The organism is Salinicoccus sp. Marseille-QA3875 (assembly GCF_054950095.1).
Genome location: NZ_CM143103.1, coordinates 83,947 through 107,231 on the forward strand (window position 1 = coordinate 83,947; position 23,285 = coordinate 107,231).

Consider the following 23,285-nt stretch of genomic DNA (forward strand, 5'->3'; position numbering starts at 1 on the left):
TTTTTTATTTTGAAGACCAATTGGAAATTAAAAAACTGAACAGTGTATTAAACCGTCCAGTTCACTTTTTACCATAATGCAAGAGATGCCAGGTCTACAGATTCTCCTGTAAAGTATGCATATACATAGTAGATGACAATCCCGATGACCGGCAGAAATACAAATGCAAAGACCAGCACTCTTAAAAACCGTGTAAATATCGAATATAAAATTCTAAGCACTATAAGTGAGCCGATCGCTATAAGCACATTCATAAAAGTGAATTCAATATTTGCAAGTTCGAAGTAATTTATTAAAAATATGGACAGGAAGCCGAGTCCTGTATACATAATGATTCTTAGTATCATAAACATCCCTCATTTCTCATTCCACTCAATTATACAGTTTTTTATCTTCTTTTACTAATATAGCGAATGCAAGTCCCATCAATATAATGAAGAAACTGAGCCATGGTGCATAACTGATTTCAAAGCGGCTGATGAAAATCCCGCCGATGACTGCACCGATGCCTATGCCGAGATTGAGTCCCGACATATTCCAGCTGAATACACTCGCAGCCGAACCTTCGACATTATCTACAAGGCCGGACTGGACGGCAGGACTCGTACTCCATTGGAACAGGCTCCAGATGAACAGGTTGATATAGAACAAGATTGGTGTACTGTATAATAGCGGCATTGCGAGCATGGTCAGTGAGAACAGGATCAACATGACGATGATTGTTTTTCTTGAACCATATCTGTCCACCAGATTTCCTCCAAGAACTGTACCTGCCATCCCGCCTGCTCCCGCAATGAACAATGCGATGGAAACATTCTGTATTGTAAATCCATTGGACGTCATCAGAGGAGATATATAGCCGAGAACTATGTAGTTGCCGATCAGTACGGACATCGTGACACCAATATAAAGAACAACGTTCCTCATATTCATGATTTTTGTTTTAGTCGTGTTTTCCCTGCTCTCCGGTTCCTTATCAGGCACAAGTAAGATCAGTCCGATGCCGACAAGTATTGACAGCAAAATGACAAGGAGGAAGATAATTCTCCACCCGAACATCGTACCCACAAGAGTGCCCAGTGGTATGCCGAAAACATTTGCGGCCGAGAATCCCATATAAACGAGCGCAATCATTTTACCTCTGATGCTCGGTTCGGACAGTACGACAGTCATATCCAAAATCTTGACTATAAAGATGGCGGCTGCCATCGCTGTAACTACTCTGCCGAGAGCCAGCATGAGAAATGTTTCGGATAATCCAAAAATGACGTTACCGAATATGAATACAACCAAAGAGACCAATATAACAGGCTTCGGCTTATATTTTTCTGTAAGCTTTACCAACACCGGACCGAAAATCGCAAAACTTACTGCATAAACAGTGATCAGCTGGCCCGTAACAGCTACACTGATTCCTAAATCGTCACTCATCAGTTCCAATATACCGGAAATGATCAACTCCATCATCCCAAGTAAAAATACACCGACTGTGAAAGTGACCAATAATTTTTTATTCACATATATCACCTTAAACCTTTAAAAATAATCAACTTGAGTATTATACAATATTTATAAGGCAAATAAAACTTAATCTAATATTCAATCATGTTAAAATGGAATAAAGGAAGGTGTTCCATGAAAAAAATAATATTTTTAATGACAGCAGTCAGTTTTATATTGATGGGCTGCGCTGACAACGAGAGCGATGATTTGGATAGCTTATATGAAGCATTCAACCGAAACCATGAAGAGCTCAGAAATGATATGGAACGGGAACTGGAAGATATCCGAAATTCTGATGACCGTGAAAGCCAGGTGGAAATCTATTATAATAATCTGGTACCAAAATTCGATGATTTCAAATCAGTCATCAATAACTATGAATTCGGCAGTACCGAGAATTTGGAACTGCAGGAATCCATGCTGGATTACATCAATACCCTGGAAACACTCACTAAGCGGTACGGCGAGTTCAACATGAACTTTTATGTATCAAATCCGATGGATGATGACAGTTTTTCAGATTCATTCGAAGAAGACCTTGAAGAAATCAAGTTACTCGAGGATGATATTGAAACCAAACACGATATAATAGAAGAACAGTACAACAATATAAAAGAAGAATAAAAGACCGGTGGAGTCTTTTATTCACAGAATATTTTTTTAAAATTACGGTGCGTCATCTTTTCAGTGAATTCCGTGCCGTACTGTGCCTGAAGCTTGTTGACCAGATTTTGAAACTCGCCTGCATGGCTCAGGCCATTTACATAAGTTGCTATGCCGTCAAAATCCGATCCTATTCCGATATTGTCGGAACCGCCAAGATTTATGATGCGGTCAATGTGCGGAAAAAGATCTTCTATTTCAAGCTCACCTTCATTGATGAACATCGGACAGAAGACGATATTGATCATGCCATTTCTGTCAATGATCTGTGTAATCTGCTCATCTGTCAGATTACGCTGGTGGTCAAATATTCCGCGGGCGTTTGAATGACTGGCAAATATCCTGTCAGCTTTATCTATAATATCGTTGAACCCGGGGATATTTAAATGGCTCACATCGATTAGAACATCATTTTCGTTACATACTTCAATCACTTCGGCACCGAAATTGGAAAGACCGGCGCTTCTCGTTTCTCCTACACCATCCGCCACGAGATTGGCATTGTTCCATACAAGACCGACGGACAGCACACCCAGCCGGATCAATGTACGCAGTTTCATCAGGTCATTTCCGAACGCATCGGATCCTTCAAGTGTCAGTACCGCACCGATTTCATGAGGCTTCAATTGTTTAATCTCTTTTAAATTTTTAATATGCACCATGTTTTCCTGACCGAGCACTTCATTATAAAAAGCATCCACCTGTTCAAGCGCATGCTGCCATTTTTCATTATCAGGCACTTTCGGAGAGATGAAAATCGCAAAAAACTGGACTTGCAAGTCCCCTTCTTTCAAACGGTTATAATTTGTATCAATTTCTTCAGCATCATAAAAATTCAGCGGTGCCTGTTCATCCATAAACCCTCTTGAGCGCCGTTTGTCACTCTGCAGCTTCAGCAGCGCATCACAATGTGTATCAATAATCTTCATTTCAATTCCCCCTCGATTCATATTATACAGACAATGTAAATAGTCGCAAAAATTAAATGTTTTTATACATTATAAAAAATGTATTGAATTAATATTAGCAAGAGTATAAACTAGAAAGTGAATATGAAAACGTTTTCTTTATGTTTTTCCTATTTACTTTACAATTATGAATTGTATAATTTAATTAAAGGTAGGGATATTTATGAATAAAACTGCAACTTTATTAAAATTTTTGATACCATCTCTGATCGGTGTTTTCATGTTTCTATTCCCGATGACGGATGCGGACGGTAATACGACGATACCGATTGCTTATCTGGCGGGATTATTACTTGATATTCTGGGACATGATTTATCTTTAATCATCATCACCATAATAATAAGTTCAGCCGCCATTCTGACAGTAATATTCAGTTGGATACATAAACCAAAATCACAAATACTGGCTGATATATTTTCAGTAACACCCATTTGGGTGGCAACAAGGATACTTGGTGCAATATTCGTATTGCTGACTTATTTTGAAATCGGTCCTGAAGCAGTTATTTCGGGAGGCACCGGCGGTATGATCCTCAATGATCTGATGCCGACATTATTATCGGTGTTTTTATTTGCCGGGATACTCCTGCCTTTACTGTTGAACTACGGTCTGCTTGAATTTGTAGGTTCAATCTTCACAAAAGTGATGAGACCTTTATTCACATTACCCGGACGCTCCACTGTCGATAATCTTGCTTCATGGGTCGGGGACGGAACAGTCGGAGTACTTCTGAGCAGTAAGCAATATGAAGATGGATATTATACGAGAAGAGAAGCAACGGTTATCGCAACGACTTTCTCTGTTGTTTCCATTACATTTACAGTTGTCATTTTAGATTTAATCGGTTTGATGGATTACTTCGGAGTATTCTATTTGACGGTATTGGTTGCCGGTCTTGCTGCGGCATTCATCATGCCGAGAATCCCGCCATTATCCAGAATAGAAGACACCTATCATCGTGATGACAGAGATCTGAATGAAGTGATTCCAGAGGGGTACAATCCAGTTACATGGGGTTACCGTCAGGCGATGGAGAAAGCTGAAAAAGCGGATGGTCTAGCAGATTACCTTAAAGATGGACTGAAAACAGTCGGAGACATGTGGTTTGCGGTACTGCCGATCGTTATGGCAATCGGTACTTTAGGAACGGTCGTTGCCGAGTATACACCGGTGTTTACATGGATCGGCGCACCATTTGTACCACTGTTGGAACTTGTTGGTATAGAAGAAGCACAGGCAGCATCTGAAACTCTTTTCATCGGTTTCACAGATATGTTCCTGCCGGCAATCTTAATTGAATCCGTCGCTTCGGATATGACACGTTTCGTTGTCGGAGCTCTGAGTATCACCCAGCTGATCTATTTATCAGAAGTCGGCGGTGTTATCCTCGGATCTAAAATTCCAATAGGACTTGGTAAACTGTTCATCATCTTCTTACTGAGAACAGCAATTACATTACCGATCATCATTATTTTCGCGCACATTATATTTTAATAACAGGCCGAAGAGCCGGGATACCTGAATATATCAGATATGGCGAAAGCAGGCGTTTGGCTGAACATCGTATCCGTTATAGTGATTACTCTGGCTGTTTACTTCTGGATGCCGGTAGTATTCAATTTCTAATATGTAAAGAGAGGACAAGAATTTTATCTTGTCCTCTCTTTTTGTGTCGGTTATTTTGTTTGATTTTCAGAATAGCGTCTCGGAAAACGAGCAAGTCTGTCGGATATCTCGATATACTCGGATTATGGTCTCAAAAAACGAGCAAGTCTGTCGGAAAATCGCTTATGCTCGGATGCCGACCTCAGAAAACGAGCAAGTCTGTCGGAAAATCGCTTATGCTCGGATGCCGACCTCAGAAAACGAGCAAGTCTGTCGGATATCTCGATGTACTCGGAATTATACCTTGAACATCATCCGTAGAACCCCAAACTACCATTCTCTACTTATTATAAGTCACCATATGGTATCTCTTTTTACCTCGGCGGATGACTGTGAATTCTCCGTCCAGTTTGTCAGCTGCGGTCATCACATGGTTTACATCCTGCTGGCGTTCGCCGTTGATGTAGATGGCGCCGTTGTTGATATCTTCTCTTGCCTGTCTGCGGGAAGATGATATTTTGGTTTCAACCAGGACGTTGACGAGATTCTCTTCTTCACCGTCGAAGTTTTCTGTTGGAACGTCTTTAAATGCATCTTTCACTTCTTTTGAAGTCAGTGATTTTATTTCACCGTTGAATAATGCATCTGTAATCCTTTTCGCATCTTCAAGCGCTTCTTCTCCGTGAAGGAATCTTGTGATTTCCTCAGCGAGGCTCTTCTGCGCCTTACGCAGGTGAGGTTCTTCTGCGACTGATTTTTCCAGTGCTTCGATTTCTTCTCTTTCAAGGAATGTGAACAGCTTCAAGAATTTAATGACATCTGAATCACTCTGGTTCAACCAGAACTGATAAAACTCATACGGTGAAGTTCTTGCAGGATCAAGCCAGATGTTGCCTGATTCCGTCTTGCCGAATTTCTTGCCGTCTGCTTTTGTGATTAAAGGTATCGTCAGGCCTTGAGAGTCATTTTCACCATACATTCTTCTCATCAGTTCCAATCCGCTGGTGATGTTGCCCCACTGATCGGAGCCGCCGATCTGCATTTTAACATTGTAGTTCTTATTCAGGTGACCGAAGTCGATTGCCTGCAGAATAGTATAAGTGAATTCTGTGTAGGAAATTCCGGTTTCCAAACGGGATTGGATTGCATCTTTGCCAAGCAGGTAATTCAGTCCGACATGTTTTCCATAATCTCTCAAGAAGCTGATCAATGAAATTTCTTTTAACCAGTCTTTATTATTTACAAGCAACGCACTGTTTTCATCAGAGAAATCAAACACTCTGCCCATCTGCGATTTGATGCCATCCACATTTTGGTCGATCTGCTCTTCTGTCAAAAGTTTTCTTTCTTCTGCTTTGAATGACGGGTCGCCGATCATGCCCGTTCCCCCGCCGATTAAAACTACCGGACGATGTCCATATTTCTGAAAGCGTCTTAATGTCAGGAATGGCACAAGATGGCCGATATGCAGGCTGTCCGCTGTCGGATCCGCCCCGCAGTATATCGATACCTGCTCGGTATCCAGTAATTCAGCAATTTTCTCTTCATCTGTCATCTGATAAATGATTCCGCGGTATTTCAAGTCTTCTAATAATGCATTCACAATAATTCCTCCTGATTTTTAAAAATAAAAAAACACCCACTAAATATAGTATGGGTGCTGAGCACGGTACCACCAAACGGTTTCACTTCAGGATAGACATATCCTTTTTCCTGAATGTTCGTATGGGTGTATTCACAAATTATCCTTCACTGGTTTTCACCGGACACCAGCTCTCTTCATCAGGATAGATCCACTACTTCTCCCACTATTCAGAGGGTATTAAATTAATATAATAATAACATCTTCATTAAAAAAGTCAACCATCATGCTATGCGGTAACTTCCGAAAATGATGTGATAAATTTATCACTTTTTAATATTGCAAGGGCTGATATCACTATCTATAATGTTTTTATATATGGTATAATGTCGGTTGATAGGAGGTCCACATGAAGAAGAATATTAAAGACTTTTTTGATAATATTAAGAAGATTTTTACGAAGGGCGAACCGAAAGGTGACAAAGACACAGTCACCGGCAATACCTTCAAAGAGAAATTTTCAAATATAAACAACAGAATGAGAAATGCTGGTTCTCCAGTCAGAGTCGCTTTTTTTACTACATATGAAACCGCCTGGAATATTGTTTTATTTATTATATTGGCTTTTTCATTGGTAGGCCTTTTAGCTTTCAGCGTAGGCATCGGCTATTTCGCAGCTCTGGTAAATGACGAAGAGGTACAGTCCAATGATGAGCTGGTCGTTGCGCTGACAGAAATGACGGAGAGCTCGACCGTTGCATTTGGCACCGGAGAATCATTGGGGACGCTCCGTGCAGACCTGATTAGAGAAAGGGTCGACTATGAAGACATCAGTCCTTACGTTGTCGACGCAGTCGTTGCGACTGAAGATGAGCACTTCTACGAACACAATGGCGTCGTGCCAAAAGCATTCATGCGTGCAGCGCTTCAAGTCTTCGCCGGCGGCGATGACGGTACAGGCGGCAGTACACTGACACAGCAGCTGGTTAAAAACCAGTTACTTACAAACGAAACGACGTTCGACAGAAAAGCTGTTGAACTTCTTCTCGCTTTCCGGGTGGAAAAGCTCCTCGATAAAGATGAAATTATCGAAGCTTATCTGAATGCTGTTTCTTTCGGACGTAATGCGAATGGACAGAACGTCGCCGGCATACAGGCAGCTGCAGAAGGTGTTTTCGGTAAAGATGCCAGTGAACTCAATATCGCAGAAAGTGCTTTTTTAGCCGGTATGCCGCAAAACCCATATGCATATACTCCATTTATGCAGGGCGGCGACGTCAAGAGTGAAGACTATCTCCAATATGGTAAGAACAGACAGACATTTGTTTTAGACCGTATGTTATTGGAGGAAAAGATCACCCAGGAAGAATATGATGAGGCTGTCGAATATGATTTATATTCGAACTTGACTGACAGTGTCGTTGTGCCAAACCAGAACTATCCATTTTTAACAGATGAACTGGAACGACGCAGTGTACAGATTTTAAAATACGTTCTGGCAGAAGAAGACGGCCTGACCCGTGATGAAGTAGATTCCACACCACTCATCAACCAAGATTACACGGAACAGGCAAACCAGGCACTCCGCTATCAGGGCTATCACATCACTTCAACCATTGATAAAGAAATCTATGACACTATGCAGGATGTCAAAGATGATAATTTCTACTATTATGGTGATAGAAGTTCTGAAGATGCGATTGATATAGACGAAGAGTCTGATCAGGAAGAAGAAATCATGCATCACGAAGTGGGTGCAATATTGAAGGAAAACAGCAGTGGTAAAATATTAGGCTTCATAGGCGGCCGTGATCATGATGCTTCATCTGTCAACCACGCTACACAGACAGACCGACAAATCGGTTCAACGATGAAACCCCTGATTACATTCGGCCCTGCAATAGATAAAGGCATCATTGCTCCGGATACGGTATTACTGGATGAAAAATTCAGCTATAACGGTTATGAGCCGGCCAACTACGATTATGAAGAAGAGTTTGGCCTCGTCTCTGCAAAACACGCGCTCAGCAACTCATATAACTTGAGTACTCTGAGATTGTGGGCAGATGTACGTGAAGAAAATCCACAGGAATATTTTGAACGTATGAACATGCCGTTACCTGATACACTATTTGATTATGAAGGACGGGGATTCGCTTCTCTGCCGCTTGGTACGAATAACCTTACAGTTCAGGAAAACGTTGATGCATTTTCAAGCTTTGCACAGGATGGCAGTTTCACAGAAGGCTATATGATTGAAAGTATTACCAGCCCTGACGGTGAAGTCGTTTATGAACACGAACCGGTTAAAAATGAAGTGTTCAAAGATTCGACTGCATATCTGATGAGCGACATGCTGAAAGAGTCCTTTGTTTCAGGTTCTGCATATCATATCGATGATTTCTATAGAAGCATTGAGAATGAGTATGATTTTGCAGCCAAAACAGGTACATCCAACTCGTTCGTCGACTCATGGTTCATGGGTTATAATCCGGATGTCACTTTAGGTCTGTGGATGGGATATGACGAAAACATCCCTCAAGTTTCAGGTTATGAAGGTGAACAATATCTTCACATATATAACTGGCGCAACCTGACTCAGGAACTGATCGCTCTTGCTCCGGATCAGATGGGACGCGGTGCTTCATTCCAACAGCCTGACTCGGTCAGACAAATGGAATATTGCGGACTCACAATGGAATCAGAAAGTGACTGTGAAACTGATCTGGATCAACCGATTGAGGGGCTTGTCGCAGAAGATACAAGAATTTCTGATAAGAGCAGTCTAAATGATCCAGCGATACAGTCAAGAATGGGTGCTGCGTTTGATGATGAAGGTCTGTCCAACTCATCTCTGAGAGGTACAGTTACCAACACTTATGATAACCGTTATTCTGTCGGAGGCTCATCAAGCAGTGATGATGATGATGACGATGACGATGATGATTAATCTCAAAGTAAAATAGAACATAAAAAGAGATCGGCCAATCGGCCGATCTCTTTTTATGTTTTTTATTAGAATAAACCTTTAGAAGTACCGTCAGCAGCAACATCCATGTTAACCGCAGATGGCTGTTTTGGAAGACCAGGCATAGTCATGATGTCACCTGTCAGAGCAACAACGAAACCAGCTCCCGCTTTTACATCCAATTCTCTTACAGTTACCGTAAATCCTTCAGGACGACCGAGTTTTTTCGGATCATCACTCAGTGAGTACTGTGATTTAGCCATACAAACCGGTAAGTTTCCAAAACCGTTTGCTTCAATTTCTTCCAGCTGTTTTTGAGCTTTGGCTGTAAGAACGACACCTTCACCACCGTATACTTCCTTGACGATTTTATCGATTTTCTGATCGATTGGCAGTTCAAGTTCATACAGGTGTTTGAATTCCTGTGGCTGATCAAGGACTTCAAGTACCTGGTTCGCAAGGTCAACGCCGCCTTCGCCGCCTTTTTCCCATACTTGCGTAAGTGAAACGCGTACGTTCTGCTCTTTACACCAGTCTAATACAAAGTCTCTTTCTTCATCAGTATCAGTAACGAAGTCGTTCAGTGCAACAACCGGCTCAACGCCGAATTTACGAGCGTTCTCAATGTGCTTACCTAAGTTAACAATACCTTCTTTAAGAGCATCGACGTTAGCATCGCCCAAGTCAGCTTTAGCCACGCCGCCATTCATCTTAAGCGCACGTATAGTCGCAACAAGAACAATAACATCAGGTTTGAAGTCACCTTTACGTGCTTTGATATTCATGAACTTCTCTCCGCCCAGGTCAGAACCGAAACCACTTTCAGTTACTACGATGTCAGCAAGTTTGCGTGCTGTGTTTGTAGCGATTAAAGAGTTACAGCCATGTGCAATGTTTGCGAATGGTCCACCATGGATCAGAGCAGGTGTACCTTCCATAGTCTGTACAAGGTTTGGTTTGATCGCTTCCTTAAGAAGTAATGCAAGCGCGCCTTCAACTTCAAGCTCTTTAGCAGTTACAGGTTTTTTGTCATATGTGTAACCGATGACCATTTCACCCAGTTTTGCTTTAAGGTCCATAATGTCTGTAGCTAAACAAAGTACAGCCATGATTTCACTTGCAACCGTAATGTTAAAACCATCTTCACGAGGTACACCCCGGCTTGGTCCGCCAAGACCGACAACTACTTGACGCAGTGCACGGTCGTTCATATCAAGAACTCTCTTCCATGAAACGCGGCGTGGGTCAAGATTCAGTTTGTTACCGTGGTGAATGTGGTTGTCAATGAACGCGGATAGAGCATTGTTAGCTGTTGTGATAGCATGCAGGTCACCGTTGAAATGAAGATTTATTTCCTCCATTGGTAATACTTGTGCCTGGCCGCCGCCGGTAGCTCCACCTTTAACACCCATAACAGGACCTAATGATGGCTCACGCAATGCAACCATAACGTTTTTCTCTAATTTGTTGAATGCGTCTGATAAACCGACAGTGACAGTAGATTTACCTTCCCCGGCCGGAGTCGGGTTCATCGCAGAAACTAAAACAACTTTAGATTTGTTTTCGTCTCCTTCAAGTTGATGAATGTCCACTTTCGCTTTATATTTACCATGAAGTTCCAAGGCCTCAGTAGGAATATTCGCTTTAGCTGCGATATCTTCTATCGGTTGAATCTCAGCTTTAGAAGCAATTTCCTGATCTGTTAAATGTGCCATTATCTCATCTCCTAAAAGAATAATATTGAGTTATGCTGAGGCATAACACTTACCCTTTTATTATGACATATTTAAGTGAATTTTTCCACAAACAACGCATTATAAGTTAATTCTTATAACAAACTTGGCCGCCAATCATTTTATGCACGCTTTAATGCATTGAAATGACTTTTATCACTCACTTTTCGATAGGATATTGCCTTCTTTTGACATAAAAATAAACTCCCTCAAAATAAAGGGAGTTTTAAATATACAATATTAATCATCATCCATACTGGAGAGGTCTCCGGCATCTAAATTCAGTTCCCATGCCTTCAGGACACGGCGCATGATTTTACCACTGCGAGTTTTTGGCAGTTTATCCTTGAATTCGATTTCTCTCGGCGCAGCATGTGCGGCGAGTCCTTCTTTTACAAATACTCTGATCTCTTCCTTCAACTCATCTGATTCGTCATACTCTTCTCTTAGAGCGATGAATGCTTTGACGATTTCACCTCTGACCGGGTCGGGCTTCCCGATGACTCCGGCTTCCTGTACTGCAGGGTGTTCGACAAGCTTCGATTCGATTTCGAAAGGTCCGACTCTTTCACCGGCAGTCATTATTACATCATCCACTCTGCCCTGGAACCAGTAATATCCTTCTTCATCTTTATAAGCCGAGTCACCGGATACATACCATTCACCAATGAAATAAGAATCGTACTTAGGTTTGTTCTTCCATACTTCCCTCATCATGGCAGGCCAGCCTATCTTAAGGCCCAGGTTACCCATTCTGTTAGCCGGCAGTTCATTGCCCGCATCATCGATGATTGCCGCTTCAACGCCCGGTACAGGTTTGCCCATCGAACCTGCTTTGATATCCATGGACGGGAAGTTCGTAATCATGTGTGCACCAGTTTCAGTCATCCACCAAGTATCATGGATTCTCAAGTTAAGAACATCCATGCCCCACTTGACCACTTCGGGGTTCAACGGTTCCCCGACAGACAATACGTGGCGGAGTGAACTTAAATCATATTGTTTAAGTACTTCGTCCCCTGCACCCATAAGCATACGGAGCGCTGTCGGGGCACTGTACCAGATTGTGACTTTAAGCTCTTCGATTGCACCGTACCATGATTCAGGAGAGAACCTGCCCCCCACGACCACATTCGTCGCACGGTTCAGCCATGGAGCGAATATGCCGTAAGATGTACCTGTCACCCAGCCCGGGTCTGCAGTACACCAGTATACATCATCTTCTTTCAGGTCAAGCACATATTTACCCGTAATGTACTGTTGAACCATCGCATACTGTACATGAAGGACCCCTTTAGGCTGACCTGTTGAACCGCTTGTATAGTGAAGAATCATGCCATCTTCCTTATCCAGCCATTCTATTTCAAAGTCTTCAGATGCTTTTTCGAAAGCAGCATCGAAATCTATATGATCAGCATTGTCAGTACCACCGACTATGACAACCTTTTCAAGATTAGGCAGGTCATCTACCGGAATACGTCCGACCAATTCCGGCGTAGTGACAATCACTTTCGCATCGCTGTTGTCCATTCTGTCTTTAACTGCTTTTTCCATAAAAGCTTCGAATAAAGGTCCGACAATCGCACCGATTTTCAAAGTACCGAGTAAGCTGAAGTATAATTCAGGAGAGCGTGACATGAAAATGAACACACGGTCACCTTTTTCTACACCCGCTTCATTTTTAAGTACATTCGCAGCTTTATTGGAGGCAGCCTTCATATCTTTGAATGTATATGTAGCATTTCCCTCTCCATTTTTGTAAATAAAAGCTCTTTTATCTCCATAACCATCTTCAACATGCTTATCAATGCATTCATAAGCCATATTGAATTTATTTGTTTCAGACCATGAAAAATGCTTTTCAATCTCATCCCATTTGAAATTTTCATAAACTTCATTGTAATCATTCAGATTTGGATTTTGATCTGTTGCTTCGTAAAGTTCTACTTTCATCTTAAATCCCCCTATAAGTTTTCTCATTTCTAATGATAGTATATAATAATATTAACGTACTTTTCAAAATTTTTAAATCTTATTAATCAGGAGGTGTGATTTGTGAAGCACCAAAAGATTTATCATCAGGAAATCCTCACTATAAATGACCGGGAAATAATTATCGAAGGACCTGTATCCAGCGACATTTTGAAGACATACAGCTTTGATGACGGTTTAGATGCTTTCAGAATTCCAAAAGATCAGTTTGAGGCAATATTGGAGATTGCTGATCTCGATGAGGGCAGAATCATAATAGCGCGTGATGGGAGCCATATAATCGGATATGTGACCTATCACTACCCTGACGAGCTTGAACGATGGTCAGACGGCAATCTGCCCTACCTCATTGAACTCGGTGCGGTAGAGATTGCTTTAGGCTACCGCAGCGGCGGTATAGGAAAAAAACTGATCCAGCTTACAATGGAAGATCCATTCGTGGAGAACTACATTATAATCACAACTGAATACTATTGGCATTGGGATTTGAAAAATAACAGTCTCAGCGTTTATGAATATAAAGATATTATGATCAAGTTGATGGCAAGTGCAGGATTTGAAGTGTTTCAGACAAATGATCCGGAAATCACGGCCCACCCTGCAAATACGCTTATGGCAAGAATTGGAAAAAATATAAAGAGGCAGCAAATGATGGAATTCGATAAAATCCGTTTTAAAGACCGCTTCTTTTTTTAATGCTAGGAGGATATTAAATGTTAGTAGAGAGAATCATGACATCGCCTGTCCGGACTCTGTCCCCGGAAAACACAATTGAAGAGGCCCTCAACATGATGAGCCGGTATTCATTCAGACATGTGCCCCTCACCAATGAGGATGAGAAATTAGTCGGTATCGTTTCTGACAGAGATATCAAAATGACGCTGCCGTCCGTCTTGTCAGACGAAGATCCCGGCATGAACCTGGGAAAACCTTTATCCAGAATAATGAGGACGAACGTGACTTATTGTCATCCATTGGACTTTGTCGAAGAAATTGCACTGGATTTCTATCATTTTGCGATTGGTGCCATACCGGTTGTAAGAGAAGGTAAAATCGTGGGTATCGTCACCCAGAAAGATATGTTGAATACTTTTCTGGAACTGACCGGCATAAAAGAACCCGGTTCAATTATTGAAATTGATATCGAGGACAAGACAGGTGTCATTTATGAAATAGGCAAAGTGTTCAAAAATCTGAACATAAGAATAATCAGTGTGTCAGTTTACAAGAATAAGGAAACTAAAGGGAATAAGATCATTGTATTACGCGTTCAGGCGATGAATCCAAAATTTGCGATACAGAAACTACAGGAGCAGGGGTTCAATGTGCTGACCCCTGACAAAATGGGTTTGAGATGAAGCCATTATATGTTTATGATAAATCATTGCTTGAATACAGATTCAATGATCAACACCCCTTTAATCAAATGAGAGTTAAAATGACAACTGATTTACTGTCCTCATCAGGATTTTTGACAAAAGAAGATATCATCAAACCGAGAAAGGCGACTGACGAAGAATTATTGCTCGTTCATCAGCCAGATTATGTTGAAGCAGTTAAAAAAGCGGGTGAAGGCACACTCCCCGAGTCCCGGATGGAAAGCTACGGCCTGGCGAGCGATGACACCCCAACTTTCGATGATATGCATGAAAAAAGTAAAATGCTGGTCGGTGCGACACTCACCGCTGTTGATGAAGTGATGAAAGGCAATGCGAAGAAGGTTCTGAGTCTTGCCGGCGGCCTTCACCATGGATTCACCGGCCGGGCAAGCGGGTTCTGCATTTATAATGATTCGTCGGTCGCCATCGAATACATGAGAAAGAACTACGGCCAGAAAGTCCTTTATATTGATACCGACGCCCACCATGGGGACGGTGTACAATTTTCATTCTATAACACCAATGAAGTGATGACATACTCGATACACGAAACCGGAAGATATCTATTTCCGGGTACCGGCTCCACCACTGAAAGAGGCGATGACACAGGATTTGGTTTTTCTGTAAATCTGCCCATCGATGCTTTTACAGAAGATGAATCATTTTTAAGTGTTTTTCAGGAAAGCCTGGAAAAGGCGATCATCAAGTTCAAGCCGGACATCTTGTTGAGTCAAAACGGTGTCGATGCCCATTACAGAGATCCGATGACACATCTGGCCCTTACTTCAAAATCATACGAAGAGATACCGAGAATCGTCAATCGTCTCAGCGACGAATATACGGAAGGCAAATGGATTGCTGTCGGCGGCGGAGGCTACAATATATGGCAGGTCGTGCCGAGAATGTGGGCGCAGATATGGCTTGCAATGAACGGTGAGAAGCCACCGCGAGGTGCTCTACCCGATACTTTCCTTGAAAAGTATCAAAGTAAAAGCAAGGTCGATTTCCCGACAATATGGGAGGATGATTTAAGCGATTTTCAGGAAATACCGAGAAAGAATGATATTACTGAAAAAAATGAAGGCATGCTCCAGAGAATACTGATGTATCTGGACCAAATATAAAAAACCTCTGACCGGAGTATTATTCACTCCAACCAGAGGTTTTTATCATTTTGTTGATGATCTGTACTCGATGATATAAGGCAGAATCACGTTTGGCTCATCCACCGGCTCATCTTTCATATACTTCGTCAGCAACCTCATGCCGACTGCTCCGATATCATACAGAGGTATTGCGATACTCGTAACAGGAGGGCGCATCATATGCACGAGATTCGTGTTGCTGCAGCTTACGAGCTGTAACTTGTTAGGAAAGCTGATACCGCGGTCTAAAGCGCCGTGCAGCATCCCTACAGCCGCTTCATCACTCATAGTGATAAGAACATCAACATTCTCCTCGTCGAGCAGACGGTCAAATACATCTCTTCCTGCGTGATAGTGAGTCGCCACTTCCTGAATGTACTCCTCTTTGAAAGGTATATCGTTTTCTTTGTATGCTTCTTTCAGCCCGTCTTCAATATGACGTTCAAGCTGCTGGGAATAAAGGGCTTTGATGAAGAAGATATCTTTCGCTCCGCTTTCAAACAGATGATTCGAAATCTCTTTAATCGCTTTAAAATAATCGATATTCACCGACGGCAAGTTGGCATCCTTCTCACTTGTTCCACATATGACGACCGGTACATTCGACCCTTTGATATCTTCGATCGTTTCCTCATTGAGCGTACCCCCGAGGAAGACTATACCGTCCACCTGCTTGCTGATCAGGTTCAAAAATGAATTTCTCTCTTTTTCCGGATCATTGTCCGTGTTTGCAATGATCGTCTGATAGTTATACATTTCAGCAATGTCATCCAGCCCTCTTGCCAAAGATGAATAATACAAATTGGATATATCCGGTATGATAACGCCTACCGTTGTCGTCTTTTTACTCGCCAGACCGCGAGCAACAGCGTTAGGCCTGTAATTTAATCTTTTAATGACTTCTTTAACTTTTTTCCTTGTTTCCGGTTTAACGTTCGGGTTACCGTTAAGCACCCGGGATACTGTAGCCATGGAAACTTTTGCTTCACGTGCTACATCATAAATAGTTACTGTCATATGTACACCTCCTGAATAAATATGTAAGCGTTTGTTTTTAATAATAACATGAACGTTACAGTAATTGCATCTTAATTATGCTGATTGTTGTAATAATCACATAAAAAAATTAACCACATGCAGTGCATGTGGTTAAGTCGTGTTATTTATCATCTTTACCTTCTTCAGCATACTTGGACATGTCCACCGATCTCGGGTCCTCGGCACCCTCATCGGCTACATCATCCTGTATCGCTCTCTTTTGGGCCTGAATCTGTTCTTCATCAATATTCTTGATGCGCTGTTTTTCTTCTAATTCACTTTTCTTCGCTACGGCTTCATCCTTTTTAGCTTCAATTTTTGAACGTAACTCTTCAGTTTTCTGTTCAGCTTTAGCTTTCAGTGATTCACTATCAATTCCGCCGTTCTCTTTCGAGTTGAAAGTTTGAGTGACTTTGTTCGTTGTGTCTGAGATGTCATCTCTTAACGCATCACCAGATTTCGGTGCCAGGAACAATCCTCCGATTGTACCGACTGCAAGCCCGAGCACAAGACCGATTGTAAAGTCACGGCCGGTGGTGCTGTGGATTTGCTGTTCATATTCCTCTACACCGTGTAAATGGCGATCTCTATTATAAGTTTCCATAATTTATAAAGACCTCCTCTTCGGTTTTAAACAGTGACAATTAGCGGTCCTCATCTGTTGAAGGTGAGTTGACTGCTACAGGTAAGTTCTCACTGTTCTCTGACTGAGACTGGGGATTCGTGTTATAACCTTTGTTGCGTCGTTGTCTCATCTGCCATTTATCTGCAACTTCCATTGCAACGTTGGACCATTGAACAACTTGTGATATCTTATCTTCATTTTGTGAAATGTTATGAGTGATAGAGTTTGTCACTCTGTCCACTGAACTATTCAGATTGTTGACTGAATCACCCATACCCTGTACTGCATCTACAACTGAATTCAGTTTTTGTGATTTACCCTGAATATCTTCAGTTAAGCGGTTTGCTTTATGAAGTAAATCTGTAGATTCTCTTGTGATACCTTGAATTTGACCTTCTACACCATCCAGTGTTTTTGCAATATGATCTAAATTCTTTTTAACAGGTAATAATACATAAGCAACTGCAATCGCAACAATTAATAGAGCAATTGCCGCTATACCTGCAGCAATAGCTAATATAAGCTGCCAATCCATAATCAAACGCCTCCATCTTCTTTTGACAATTTTTTATTCATTATTTAAAATAGCCTAATTCGGCCATCAGTAAACATAATTATTACAAATTATGATAATAATTCAGTAAATCTTTTTTCATATTTTTGAATATCCCCTGCACCCATAAATATAATCACCGCATTTTCATGGTCGTTCAACAATTCTAAATCGTCATCGTTCAAGACGGTGGCGCCGGGTATCAGGTCACTCAGATCCGCACTGGATAAGTTGCCCGCAGATTCTCTTGCCGATCCGAATATATCTACGATATATGTCTTATCAGATTCATTCAGTGCTTCTGCAAATTCATTTAAAAATTTTTCCGTCCTTGAAAAAGTATGCGGTTGGAAGACTGACACTATTTCTCTGTCCGGGTATTTTTTGCGTGCTGTTTCGAGCGTCGCTTTGATTTCTTTCGGATGATGGGCATAGTCGTCGACAAGAACCATATCATTGATATAAGTTTCGCTGAAACGGCGCTTCACTCCTCCGAATGTAAGAAATGCTTCTTTAATGTTATTCATATTCAATGATTCCAAATGACATACCGCAATGACTGATAATGAGTTTAATACATGGTGGTCTCCATACATGGGAATCACGAACGCATCCTTATAGTCCTCACCGATCGTCACTTCAAATTCTGTACCTTTTTCAGTCGTTCTTATATTGGATGCAATGACATCATAGTCGCCTTCAATTCCATATGTGTAAAGAGGTACCTCCACTTGGATCTTATTGGTATTTTCATCTCCGCCGAATGCGACGACAGCTTTTTTAACTTGAGATGCCATGTCATTGAAAGCATCGACGACGTCATCCAGATCATTAAAGTAATCCGGATGATCGAAATCAATGTTTGTTATGATTGCATAGTCAGGATGATAGCTTAGAAAATGTCTTTTATATTCACAGGATTCAAATGTGAAATAATCGCTGTTTTTCATACCGAGCCCTGTCCCGTCACCGATTAAGAAAGTGGTTTCCACATCACCGTTCATCACATGGCTGAGCAGTCCAGTCGTAGAAGTCTTGCCATGTGCTCCCGTGACTGCTATAGAAGTGAAACGGCTCATGAATTCAGCCAGGAATTTATGATATCTTATGACTTTGAAATTGTTGTCCTTAGCTTTCTTAATCTCGATATGATCGTCTTTAAATGCATTTCCTGCAATATAAGTATAGCCCTCTTCGACATTGCTCTCATCAAAAGACAGGATATCTATTCCTTTGTCTCTCAACTGGAATTCCGTAAAAACTTCCTTGTCAATGTCAGATCCCCGAACGACATGACCCAGGTCATGCAGCACTTGAGCAAGCGCACTCATCCCGGCGCCCTTTATACCAATAAAATGAAATTTTTCCACAGCGACACCAAACTTTCTCAATATATTAAGGTTGTTGCTCACGTATGAACGCTAAAACTTTATCCTTGGTTTCTTTTTCTATTTCTCCCCTGTTGACTCTGAGGGGCTTATTGGATGTTGGAATCTGAACCAGCATGTCATTGCCTTCCACCAAGCTGTCCGACCCTTTTATCACTTGATTTCTGTCATCTTTGAAAGAGACTTTAGTCTGCAGAAGCTGCAGCAGTTCATATCCTATTTTAGCAGCAGGATCACCATGCCTGATCAGCAGATGGATGCCCAGCGGTTTGCCCTTCTTCAGAATCTGCACAACTGCGTTTACCCCTTCATGGTTATTACTCTGAATAAGCTCACTGAAGTCATCAATAACAACTACTATAACACTTTTTTTATTTGCGTGGCTGACACGCTGATTGAAACTGGATATATTTCGTACATGTGCGCGTCTGAATTGATTTGACCTGGAATTGACTTCCTGCAAAATATCTTCCAGGGCATCAGTTGACTTGATTGTATCATGTTCAGAAAACAGGTAATTCAACTGCTTATAATCATCATACATATCATTGCTTGTAACAAACTTTAATTTTAAATCATGGGAAGTGTGATTCATCAGCATCGAAATGATGAAATTGTCGATTAAATGAGCCGCCTCATCATTTTTTCCACCGTAAACGAGCAGATGGCCTGCTTTAGGCAGCTCATAGCTGAAAATTTGGTCATCCACGATTTTACCCAAAATGAATTTATAATCATTTTTTCTTAACTTCAAACTACTCTTTTGAAATAGCGTGCTGAAGTAAATGGGCCTCGGTTCCCTGAGCGGAATTTCCACACCGATATGGCTCGTTCCGATTATCGGTGCAACGACACGCATTTCATCCACAGGCAAATAAGGCAGCAGATGAGTTTTAAGCTTCGAAATATTGCTGATGCGGAAATTCCGGTTTAATCTCAGCTCGTGCGTGCCGATGATGCCGTTCGATTTATAATCATTGACACTTGCAGGTATGCCATTTGCATTGAATCCTTGAATGATTGCTTCGCTGAGGTCTTTTTCTTCAACTGCATAGTCCGAAGCCTGCATCTTTCCGAGCATATTGAGCGAAGGCAGGCTCAAAGTCGGCCCGGAACGTTTTTCAGCTGCTGATGGCTTCATCTTGACGGGCGTACCCATCGTGTGTGTTGGAATTTTCTCTTCCTTCAAGGATTTTTTCTTTTTGGTCAGAGGTTTGACGGCCGATTTTATATTTTGAGAACTTTTGGAATCGGCTTCCTCTTTCCTTCTTTTCATCTCTGCTTTTCTTTTGACATTTTCACGATGCTTTTTACGATTTCTTTCCCTTACAATATCCCGGATGATGACGGACTGTATATCATCGTAGTTTGTCTCATCCTGATTTTCGGATAATTCTTGTAACGGCTCTTCTTTCTTTTCAAGGTCATACTTTTTCAAACCATGAACAGGCGACGGGATGACCCTCGCCTTTTTCAAGATGAAACTCGATTTATCATTATCAGGTAAATTCGTCGATTGATGCGGCCGGCGCCTTTTATCTCTTCTGATGAAGCCTCCGGATTTTTCACCAACATCTTTTTCAACCGGCTGGCTTTTAATATCATCGTCTATATCAAGCGGAAATCTAAAGCGCTCTTCTGTCAGCTTTTCTTCTGCATCCACAGGTTTAAATTCTCTTCTTTTCCTTGATCTAGCCATAGTCCCACCCTTAATTCACTGCAAATGATTGACCAACTTCATAGTCATCGTCTAATACATAAATCCCGTCAATTCCATCATCTTCCAGATTCAATTCTTTTTTAGAACAGATCATACCATTTGATTCAACGCCTCTTAACTTGGACGGTTTAATGTACATTCCGTCAGGCATCCACGCGCCCACTTGTGCAACGACCACTTTTTGCCCGGCATCAACATTCGGTGCACCGCAGACGATCTTCAGACTGTCGTCTCCGATATCCACCTGACAGACATTGAGTTTGTCCGCATCCGGATGCTGTGATTTTTCAGAAACGTACCCTACTACAAACTTAGGACTCAGATCCGCTTCGATCTGCACTTCTCCTGATGCCGTTAAAATTTCATTTATCTTATCGACATGCGATTCTGTAGGTGTCACATTGACAACATCTTTTTCCAGATCAAATTTATCCGAAGCATTGAATATATTCATTCCAATAATTTCATCATTATCCTTGATTACAGTGACACCATCATGGTGTGTGTAGGAAGGAGATTTCGCACTTTTTAAAGATACCAGCAATACATCGCCAACATGATTATTATTATAAGTCAGTTTCATCTATATTCCCTCTTTTTGTATTCTTTTGTTTGCCGAGAATGAAAACCGGCTGCAATCTCTTGTCTCTGTATGAAAACGACAATGAAGTGATCGGTGTCAACCCTTCTGCAAAGTACTGCATCATCATCTGGGCCATAATATCATAGCCCACTTCATTTTTGACATCCGCAACGATCAGTACATCCTGGTGCGGAAGGCCGACCATCATTTCACCTTCACATATTTCATGCATATCGTTTAAAAACTGTTCATTAAGGATTCTTGATGCATCATAGCCATCGTTATGATTGACGAAATAAAAGTCATTTTCCTGAACCGTCTGTTTTTTATAATCTATTTTCAGATTGTCCAGGTTATTGTACGCAAGGACTCTGATATCTTCGTGGCTCATGCCGAATGATTCAGCAAATTTTTCATCGATCAGCCGATAGCTGTTTTTAAAGTCCATTGCATAGTAGATCCGAGTTTCATTCGTATGTTCATCCATGATGAATTTCAATCCGCTTTTAGTCTCTTCATGGAAGCTTGTCGCTCTGACGACCGGATAGATCATGGACTGGTCCAGGTCGACTGGTTCATCTGCCATGCGTGTTAATGTTTCATCGATATAGTAGATGATTTCATCAACGAATTTATCATCGTTCTTTGCTTTTTGAGCCGCTTTGGCAAGTTCTATATCGACACCTTTTTTATTGTCTTTTCGCTCGATTCTGAGTTCTTCATCTTTCCTGTTGAATTTAAAATCAAAATCGTCACGTTTTATATTCAGTTTTTCTAAAATTAAATCTTTCAGTTTAAAAACATTCATTAGAATGCCTCCATTAAGTTTCTGCTTATTTTAATGCTGTATAATCTGGTCGCCATCTTTGATCATTCCAAGCTGTTTCATCAGAATATAAATCAAGTATGTGACCACTGCCGGTAAAATGATGTGGAATACAAGAATCAGAACAACCACTTCGACTGACATTCCCATCGTTTCAATTGCCATTATCTGACCGACAAAACCACTCGTTCCCATACCTGCACCAGCCGCATTGTTTTCCATTGGGAAAAATACGGTCATTATCGGTGCGATGATTGCACTGGCCAGCGTAGGCGGAATAACGATAAATGGGTTTAAAAATATATTCGGTACCTGCAGCATCGATGTGCCGACACCGATTGAAATCAGACCGGATATACCATTGTCTCTGTAGCCCTGCACAGCGAAGCCTACCATATGGCAGCAGCAGCCGATGACTGCTGCACCAGCTGCCAGGCCGCTGATTTCAAGCATCAGGGCAAGCGCCGCGCTGGATAAAGGTGCAGTCAGCATCAGGCCGAAGACCACGGCAACGAGTATGCCCATTACAAACGGCTGCTGTTCGGTCGCAAAGACGATGAATTCACCGACACCCGTCATAAAGTTGCCTATCCACGGCCCTACAAACTGAGCGACTGAATATGCTGCAGTAATTGTCAAGAGCGGCGTGACAATGATATCTATCTTTGTTTTCCCGCTGTACAGACGGCTGATTTCAACCGCTGCGATACTGGCGATGAAACTTCCGGCCGCACCGCCAAATTCATAGGCGGCGTAGCTGACTACAACTGTCGAAAAAACAACAAGCGGCGGCGCCTTTAAACCATAACTGATTGCTGCCCCTATCGCCGCCCCTGTGAGTGCCATCGCCACCGCACCAATGTCAGTCATAAATGACAGAAACGGGATATAAGTCCCTATCGTATCCATGATCAGACCAATGATCAAAGAAGAAAATAAACCTAAAGCCATGAAGCTCATCCCATCGATGAACCAGCGTCTTAATAATTTTCTCATGATTTTACCCCGCCTGC

The 23,285-nt window shown here is 41.7% G+C and carries 20 protein-coding genes; 6 read left to right on the forward strand and 14 right to left on the reverse strand.

Going from position 1 to position 23,285, the window contains the following annotated elements:
• Nucleotides 1-68: 68 nt before the first annotated feature.
• Both ACY8DT_RS00430 and ACY8DT_RS00435 read right to left on the reverse strand, forming a co-directional pair.
• Nucleotides 69-347 carry a hypothetical protein gene (locus ACY8DT_RS00430; RefSeq protein ID WP_462421007.1) on the reverse strand — a complete coding sequence of 93 codons (279 nt, stop codon included), beginning with the start codon at nucleotides 345-347 and terminating at the stop codon, nucleotides 69-71.
• Nucleotides 348-372: 25 nt separating this feature from the next.
• A complete protein-coding gene (locus ACY8DT_RS00435) occupies nucleotides 373-1,518 on the reverse strand; it encodes an MFS transporter (RefSeq protein WP_462421008.1) in 1,146 nt (381 codons plus the stop codon).
• A gap of 117 nt (nucleotides 1,519-1,635) precedes the next feature.
• Here ACY8DT_RS00435 and ACY8DT_RS00440 point away from each other — a divergent pair, with 117 nt between their 5' ends.
• Entirely contained in the window at nucleotides 1,636-2,127 is a 492-nt protein-coding gene (locus tag ACY8DT_RS00440; RefSeq protein WP_462421009.1) for a BAR domain-containing protein, read from the forward strand.
• A 17-nt stretch (nucleotides 2,128-2,144) separates the two neighbouring features.
• On the opposite strand, the gene ACY8DT_RS00445 is transcribed toward ACY8DT_RS00440, so the two are convergent.
• The gene (locus ACY8DT_RS00445; protein WP_462421010.1) at nucleotides 2,145-3,095 is read right to left on the reverse strand and encodes a dipeptidase; all 951 of its coding nucleotides are present in this window, start codon (nucleotides 3,093-3,095) and stop codon (nucleotides 2,145-2,147) included.
• A gap of 202 nt (nucleotides 3,096-3,297) precedes the next feature.
• On the opposite strand from ACY8DT_RS00445, the gene ACY8DT_RS00450 reads away from it, so the two are divergent.
• On the forward strand, nucleotides 3,298-4,629 hold the full coding sequence (locus ACY8DT_RS00450) for a YjiH family protein (protein ID WP_462421011.1): 1,332 nt from the start codon (nucleotides 3,298-3,300) through the stop codon (nucleotides 4,627-4,629).
• A 451-nt stretch (nucleotides 4,630-5,080) separates the two neighbouring features.
• Here ACY8DT_RS00450 and tyrS read toward each other — a convergent pair whose 3' ends face one another.
• A complete protein-coding gene (gene tyrS, locus ACY8DT_RS00455; RefSeq protein ID WP_462422294.1) occupies nucleotides 5,081-6,346 on the reverse strand; it encodes a tyrosine--tRNA ligase in 1,266 nt (421 codons plus the stop codon).
• Between the two features lie 385 nt (nucleotides 6,347-6,731).
• On the opposite strand from tyrS, the gene ACY8DT_RS00460 reads away from it, so the two are divergent.
• Nucleotides 6,732-9,272, forward strand: a complete 2,541-nt coding sequence (locus ACY8DT_RS00460; RefSeq protein ID WP_462421012.1) for a transglycosylase domain-containing protein — start codon at nucleotides 6,732-6,734, stop codon at nucleotides 9,270-9,272.
• 65 nt (nucleotides 9,273-9,337) lie between these two features.
• Here the strand turns inward: ACY8DT_RS00460 and ACY8DT_RS00465 are convergent, their stop codons facing one another.
• Nucleotides 9,338-11,005, reverse strand: coding sequence for a formate--tetrahydrofolate ligase (locus tag ACY8DT_RS00465; protein ID WP_462421013.1), 1,668 nt, complete (start codon nucleotides 11,003-11,005; stop codon nucleotides 9,338-9,340).
• A gap of 258 nt (nucleotides 11,006-11,263) precedes the next feature.
• Entirely contained in the window at nucleotides 11,264-12,976 is a 1,713-nt protein-coding gene (gene acsA / locus ACY8DT_RS00470) for an acetate--CoA ligase (RefSeq protein ID WP_462421014.1), read from the reverse strand.
• 102 nt (nucleotides 12,977-13,078) lie between these two features.
• Between acsA and ACY8DT_RS00475 the strand changes: the two genes are divergently transcribed.
• The 3 genes from ACY8DT_RS00475 to ACY8DT_RS00485 all read left to right on the forward strand — a co-directional run bounded on the left by ACY8DT_RS00475 (nucleotide 13,079) and on the right by ACY8DT_RS00485 (nucleotide 15,518).
• On the forward strand, nucleotides 13,079-13,711 hold the full coding sequence (locus tag ACY8DT_RS00475; protein ID WP_462421015.1) for a GNAT family N-acetyltransferase: 633 nt from the start codon (nucleotides 13,079-13,081) through the stop codon (nucleotides 13,709-13,711).
• 17 nt (nucleotides 13,712-13,728) lie between these two features.
• The gene (locus ACY8DT_RS00480; RefSeq protein WP_462421016.1) at nucleotides 13,729-14,373 is read left to right on the forward strand and encodes a CBS and ACT domain-containing protein; all 645 of its coding nucleotides are present in this window, start codon (nucleotides 13,729-13,731) and stop codon (nucleotides 14,371-14,373) included.
• A gap of 80 nt (nucleotides 14,374-14,453) precedes the next feature.
• Complete coding sequence (locus tag ACY8DT_RS00485) at nucleotides 14,454-15,518, forward strand: acetoin utilization protein AcuC (RefSeq protein ID WP_462421017.1); 1,065 nt, start codon at nucleotides 14,454-14,456, stop codon at nucleotides 15,516-15,518.
• A gap of 45 nt (nucleotides 15,519-15,563) precedes the next feature.
• Here ACY8DT_RS00485 and ccpA read toward each other — a convergent pair whose 3' ends face one another.
• The 8 genes from ccpA to ACY8DT_RS00525 form a co-directional block, all read right to left on the reverse strand.
• Nucleotides 15,564-16,556, reverse strand: a complete 993-nt coding sequence (gene ccpA, locus ACY8DT_RS00490; RefSeq protein WP_462421018.1) for a catabolite control protein A — start codon at nucleotides 16,554-16,556, stop codon at nucleotides 15,564-15,566.
• Between the two features lie 142 nt (nucleotides 16,557-16,698).
• The gene (locus tag ACY8DT_RS00495; RefSeq protein ID WP_462421019.1) at nucleotides 16,699-17,181 is read right to left on the reverse strand and encodes a YtxH domain-containing protein; all 483 of its coding nucleotides are present in this window, start codon (nucleotides 17,179-17,181) and stop codon (nucleotides 16,699-16,701) included.
• 40 nt (nucleotides 17,182-17,221) lie between these two features.
• Nucleotides 17,222-17,737: a DUF948 domain-containing protein gene (locus tag ACY8DT_RS00500; protein ID WP_462421020.1), complete on the reverse strand. Its 516-nt coding sequence runs from the start codon at nucleotides 17,735-17,737 to the stop codon at nucleotides 17,222-17,224.
• Nucleotides 17,738-17,826: 89 nt separating this feature from the next.
• The gene (gene murC, locus ACY8DT_RS00505) at nucleotides 17,827-19,125 is read right to left on the reverse strand and encodes a UDP-N-acetylmuramate--L-alanine ligase (RefSeq protein ID WP_462421021.1); all 1,299 of its coding nucleotides are present in this window, start codon (nucleotides 19,123-19,125) and stop codon (nucleotides 17,827-17,829) included.
• Between the two features lie 25 nt (nucleotides 19,126-19,150).
• Nucleotides 19,151-20,842, reverse strand: a complete 1,692-nt coding sequence (locus ACY8DT_RS00510) for a DNA translocase FtsK (RefSeq protein ID WP_462421022.1) — start codon at nucleotides 20,840-20,842, stop codon at nucleotides 19,151-19,153.
• A 10-nt stretch (nucleotides 20,843-20,852) separates the two neighbouring features.
• Nucleotides 20,853-21,446, reverse strand: coding sequence for a YtpR family tRNA-binding protein (gene ytpR, locus ACY8DT_RS00515; RefSeq protein WP_462421023.1), 594 nt, complete (start codon nucleotides 21,444-21,446; stop codon nucleotides 20,853-20,855).
• A complete protein-coding gene (locus ACY8DT_RS00520) occupies nucleotides 21,430-22,254 on the reverse strand; it encodes a DUF1444 family protein (RefSeq protein WP_462421024.1) in 825 nt (274 codons plus the stop codon). Before ACY8DT_RS00520 ends, ytpR begins: the two co-directional genes overlap by 17 nt.
• Nucleotides 22,255-22,284: 30 nt before the next feature.
• Nucleotides 22,285-23,268 (reverse strand): PTS sugar transporter subunit IIC, encoded by a 984-nt coding sequence (locus tag ACY8DT_RS00525; protein WP_462421025.1) that lies wholly within the window; start codon nucleotides 23,266-23,268, stop codon nucleotides 22,285-22,287.
• Nucleotides 23,269-23,285: the final 17 nt, after the last annotated feature.